We start from the raw sequence: 4,138 nt of genomic DNA on the forward strand, positions 1-4,138 counted from the left end.
AGGCTAAGCGTTACATTTTTGTGTGTATACAGGCCCATATTCACTTATCCCGCTCCCGCGTAAAAACATACCAAAATAATCATGTTAAGCTGAAATTTAAATATCACCTAAAACAATTTCGACATGGGAAATACACCTTCCGTCAAAAGGAAAATATATTTCCCACCAATAACAAAATTATCAGGAATATATAAAAACAGAGAAGCACAATGCTATTTTATTATGTCAATCAATTAGGATTTAGAATATAAACAAACATGAAACAATATAGAATTACTTTATATTGTTCAAAAAAGGAGGGCAAATACAAAAAACAATCCCCAACCTGCCTAATTCGCCAGGATGATTGGGGAAATCGTTATTTTTCAGTCTTACTGGAAAGCAGTTTCTCTAAATCATCGCCACCAAGGTGGCGGAAATCCTGCCCTTTGACGAAATAGAAGATAAACTCACAAATATTCTGACAGCGGTCGCCAATACGCTCAATAGAGCGAGCGCAAAACAGGGCAGTCAGCACACTTGGGATAGTTCGCGGATCTTCCATCATATAAGTCATCAATTGCCGCACGATGCCCTCATATTCCTGATCAACCTTTTTATCTTCGCGATAGATCCGAATAGCCTCGTCCAAATCCATACGTGCGAAAGCATCCAGCACATCATGCAACATTTGCACCGTATGGCGGCCCAAAGACTCCAGACTAACCAACAAAGGCTGATGTTGATGAGAGAATTTTTCCAGCGCGGTACGGCAGATTTTATCTGCTACGTCACCGATGCGCTCCAGCTCAGAGATAGTTTTAATAATCGCCATCACCAAGCGTAAATCACTGGCCGTAGGTTGACGTTTGGCAATGATGCGCACACAGGCTTCATCAATCGCCACTTCCATCATATTGACCTTTCTATCGCCTGCAATTACTTGCTTCGCCAGTTCACCGTCCTGATTATGCATTGCGGTGATCGCGTCAGATAATTGTTGTTCCACCAGTCCACCCATGGTCAATACTTGGGTGCGGATATGTTCAAGTTCTGCATTGAACTGGCCGGAAATATGTTTATTCAGATTCAAGTTATCCATAATACTTCCCGTACGTGTAAGTAGGCGAAATTGATGTATACCCTAAATAATTCGAGTTGCAGGAAGGCGGCAATTGAGCGAATCCCCAGGAGCTTACTCAAGTAAGTGACTGGGGTGAACGAAAGCAGCCAACGCACATGCAGCTTGAAGTATGACGGGGATAGGCCGATCAGCCATAGCGACCAGTAATATAATCTTCCGTCTGTTTTTGCTGTGGCGCAGTAAACAGGGTATCGGTATCACTGAATTCGATTAGCTCGCCCAGATACATAAATGCAGTGTGGTCTGAGCAACGGGCAGCTTGCTGCATGTTATGCGTCACAATAACTACCGTGTAATCGGACTTCAATTCGCTGATCAACTCTTCAATTCTACCGGTGGATATAGGGTCCAGCGCTGAGCAAGGCTCATCCAACAGCAATACATCAGGGCGGATAGCAATACCACGGGCAATACACAAACGCTGCTGCTGCCCGCCTGACAAGCTATAACCACTCTGGTGTAATTTATCTTTGGTTTCATTCCATAATGCCGCTTTGGTCAGCGCCCATTGCACCCGTTCATCCATATCGGCACGGGACAAGTTTTCGAACAGTTTCACACCAAAGGCGATGTTATCGTAAATCGACATCGGGAATGGGGTCGGTTTTTGGAAAACCATGCCAACTTTAGCCCGCAACAACGCAATATCTTGTTTGTCAGTCAGGATATTCTGACCATCCAATAAAATATCGCCTTCAGCACGTTGATCAGGATACAACTGATACATTTTATTGAATGTACGCAGCAGAGTAGATTTACCACAACCTGATGGCCCGATGAATGCTGTGACCTGGTTCTTAGCAATATCCAGCGAGATATTCTTCAGCGCATGGAATTTGCCATAGTAGAAGTTCAGATCGCGAACCTGGATTTTGCTGTTATTGATGTCAGTAGCCATACTCATCAAGACTTCTCTCTTTTAGCCAATGCCGCCGTAGCCGCATTTTGAAATTTATTGGCGATTCGGTATTTTCATTACTCAATGCTGATACTTACGCAGCCGATTAATACTTTTTCTTCGCGAAAATAACCCGAGCCAGAATATTCAGTAACAATACACACAGGGTAATTAGCAGTACCCCTGCCCAAGCCAGTTGTTGCCATTCGGCAAATGGGCTCATGGCAAATTTAAAGATAGTAACCGGCAAGTTAGCGATAGGCTGGCTCAGATCAGTGCTCCAGAACTGGTTGGAGAGCGATGTGAACAGCAAGGGTGCTGTTTCACCGGCAATACGTGCTACCGCGAGCAAGATACCTGTCAAAATACCGGAGATAGACGCTTTCAGCGTAATAGCCGATATCATGCGCCATTTCGGTGTTCCCAGGGCATAGGCAGCTTCACGCAGGCTATCTGGTACCAACTTGAGCATGTTCTCAGTAGTACGGATAACAATCGGCACTTGTAACAGCGCCAATGCAATCACCCCAGCCCAACCGGAGAAGTGCTCCATCTTGGCAACCACGATGGTGTAGACAAACAGACCGACCACGATGGAAGGTGCTGATAGCAAAATATCATTTATAAAGCGGGTAATTTCCGCCAACCAGGATTTACGACCATATTCAGCCAGGTAAATCCCCGCCATGATACCCAGAGGGGTGCCAATGACGGTGGCCCATAAAATCAATAAACCACTGCCAGCAATGGCGTTAGCCAAACCACCACCCGCGGTATTGGGTGGTGGAGTCATCTCGGTAAACAGCGCCAAAGACATGCCGTCAATTCCTTTGGTTACGGTGGAGAACAAAATCCACACCAACCAAAACAAACCAAACGCCATGGTAGCCATTGAAAGCAGTAAGGCTATACGGTTCTTTTGGCGACGCCAGGCCTGCTTTTTACGGCGGGTTTCAAGTAGCGTCGCATCACTTTGCATATCCATTGTCGCCATCTTAGCGCCCCTCTTTCTTAGCCAGACGCAAAATCATTAACTTAGATAACGCCAGCACGATAAAGGTAATCACGAACAATATCAGGCCCAACTCCATCAGCGCGGCAGTATGTAAACCGGATTCCGCTTCAGCAAACTCATTCGCTAACGCAGAGGTGATACTGTTCCCTGGCATGAAGAGTGAGAAACTGTCGAGTTGGTAGGTGTTACCGATAATAAAGGTCACTGCCATGGTTTCACCCAAAGCGCGCCCCAGGCCCAGCATCACACCGCCAATCACACCGTTTTTGGTGTAAGGCAGCACAATGCGCCAGATAACTTCCCAGGTGGTACAGCCAATACCATAGGCTGACTCTTTCATCATCACCGGGGTTTGCTCAAACACATCGCGCATAACCGCTGCAATGTAAGGAATAATCATGATGGCCAGGATGACACCTGCGGCCAGAATACCAATACCGAATGCCGGGCCTGAGAACAACACACCCACAATCGGGATGCCAGACATCACGTTGCCGACGGGTTCTTGGAAATAGCGGGCAAATAAGGGAGCGAAAACAAACAAACCCCACATCCCGTAAACAATACTAGGGATAGCCGCTAATAGTTCGATAGCCACACCCAGTGGGCGTTTTAGCCAGTTAGGGGCCAGCTCAGTCAGGAACAAGGCAATACCAAAACTGACCGGGACGGCAATAAGTAAGGCGATAACAGAGGTGACAACTGTGCCATAAATCGGCACTAAGGCACCAAACTGCTCAGCCGGGGCATCCCATTCTTTGGTCCACAGGAAAGCCCAACCAAATTTTTGAATACTTGGCCAAGAAGCAACAATCAATGAAATGATAATGCCGCCCAGCAGAAATAGCGTAATCAGCGCAGCCAGTTTAACCAGCGCGCTGAAAATGATGTCACCGTATTTGCTCGGTGCTTTGGTAGTCGGCTTATAATCAGCCATAGACTCTCTTCTCATCCGGGTGTTAATTCCCTTCGTACTTGAAGCCGCAGGGTTGTTGGTTATGTTCGCTCACCCGAATCACTGACCTGAGTCAGCTCATCGGGGTTCGTTCACTTGCCGCCTACCTGCAACTTCAATTACTTTGGGTATATTAAATCAATATCT

4 protein-coding genes are annotated in these 4,138 nt (G+C 46.4%); all 4 read right to left on the minus strand.

Annotated elements, in window-relative coordinates:
• Positions 1 to 358: 358 nt before the first annotated feature.
• The 4 genes from phoU to pstC all read right to left on the minus strand — a co-directional run bounded on the left by phoU (position 359) and on the right by pstC (position 3,973).
• Entirely contained in the window at positions 359 to 1,081 is a 723-nt protein-coding gene (phoU, locus tag V2A85_RS22325) for a phosphate signaling complex protein PhoU (RefSeq protein WP_049612252.1), read from the minus strand.
• 169 nt (positions 1,082 to 1,250) lie between these two features.
• The gene (gene pstB / locus V2A85_RS22330) at positions 1,251 to 2,027 is read right to left on the minus strand and encodes a phosphate ABC transporter ATP-binding protein PstB (RefSeq protein WP_004713904.1); all 777 of its coding nucleotides are present in this window, start codon (positions 2,025 to 2,027) and stop codon (positions 1,251 to 1,253) included.
• Positions 2,028 to 2,127: 100 nt separating this feature from the next.
• Complete coding sequence (gene pstA, locus V2A85_RS22335) at positions 2,128 to 3,015, minus strand: phosphate ABC transporter permease PstA (RefSeq protein ID WP_005186725.1); 888 nt, start codon at positions 3,013 to 3,015, stop codon at positions 2,128 to 2,130.
• 1 nt (position 3,016) lies between these two features.
• Positions 3,017 to 3,973 (minus strand): phosphate ABC transporter permease PstC, encoded by a 957-nt coding sequence (pstC, locus tag V2A85_RS22340; protein WP_005186724.1) that lies wholly within the window; start codon positions 3,971 to 3,973, stop codon positions 3,017 to 3,019.
• Positions 3,974 to 4,138 lie beyond the last annotated feature (165 nt).

It is taken from the genome of Yersinia sp. 1252 StPb PI (genome assembly GCF_048593885.1).
GTDB lineage: Bacteria > Pseudomonadota > Gammaproteobacteria > Enterobacterales > Enterobacteriaceae > Yersinia > Yersinia enterocolitica_E.

Bases quoted from the DNA above. Each gene is read 5' to 3' on its own strand.
- phoU (WP_049612252.1), bottom strand. From the start codon at position 1,081: ATGGATAACTTGAATCTGAATAAACATATTTCCGGCCAGTTCAATGCA.
- pstB (WP_004713904.1), bottom strand. From the start codon at position 2,027: ATGAGTATGGCTACTGACATCAATAACAGCAAAATCCAGGTTCGCGAT.
- pstA (WP_005186725.1), bottom strand. From the start codon at position 3,015: ATGGCGACAATGGATATGCAAAGTGATGCGACGCTACTTGAAACCCGC.
- pstC (WP_005186724.1), bottom strand. From the start codon at position 3,973: ATGGCTGATTATAAGCCGACTACCAAAGCACCGAGCAAATACGGTGAC.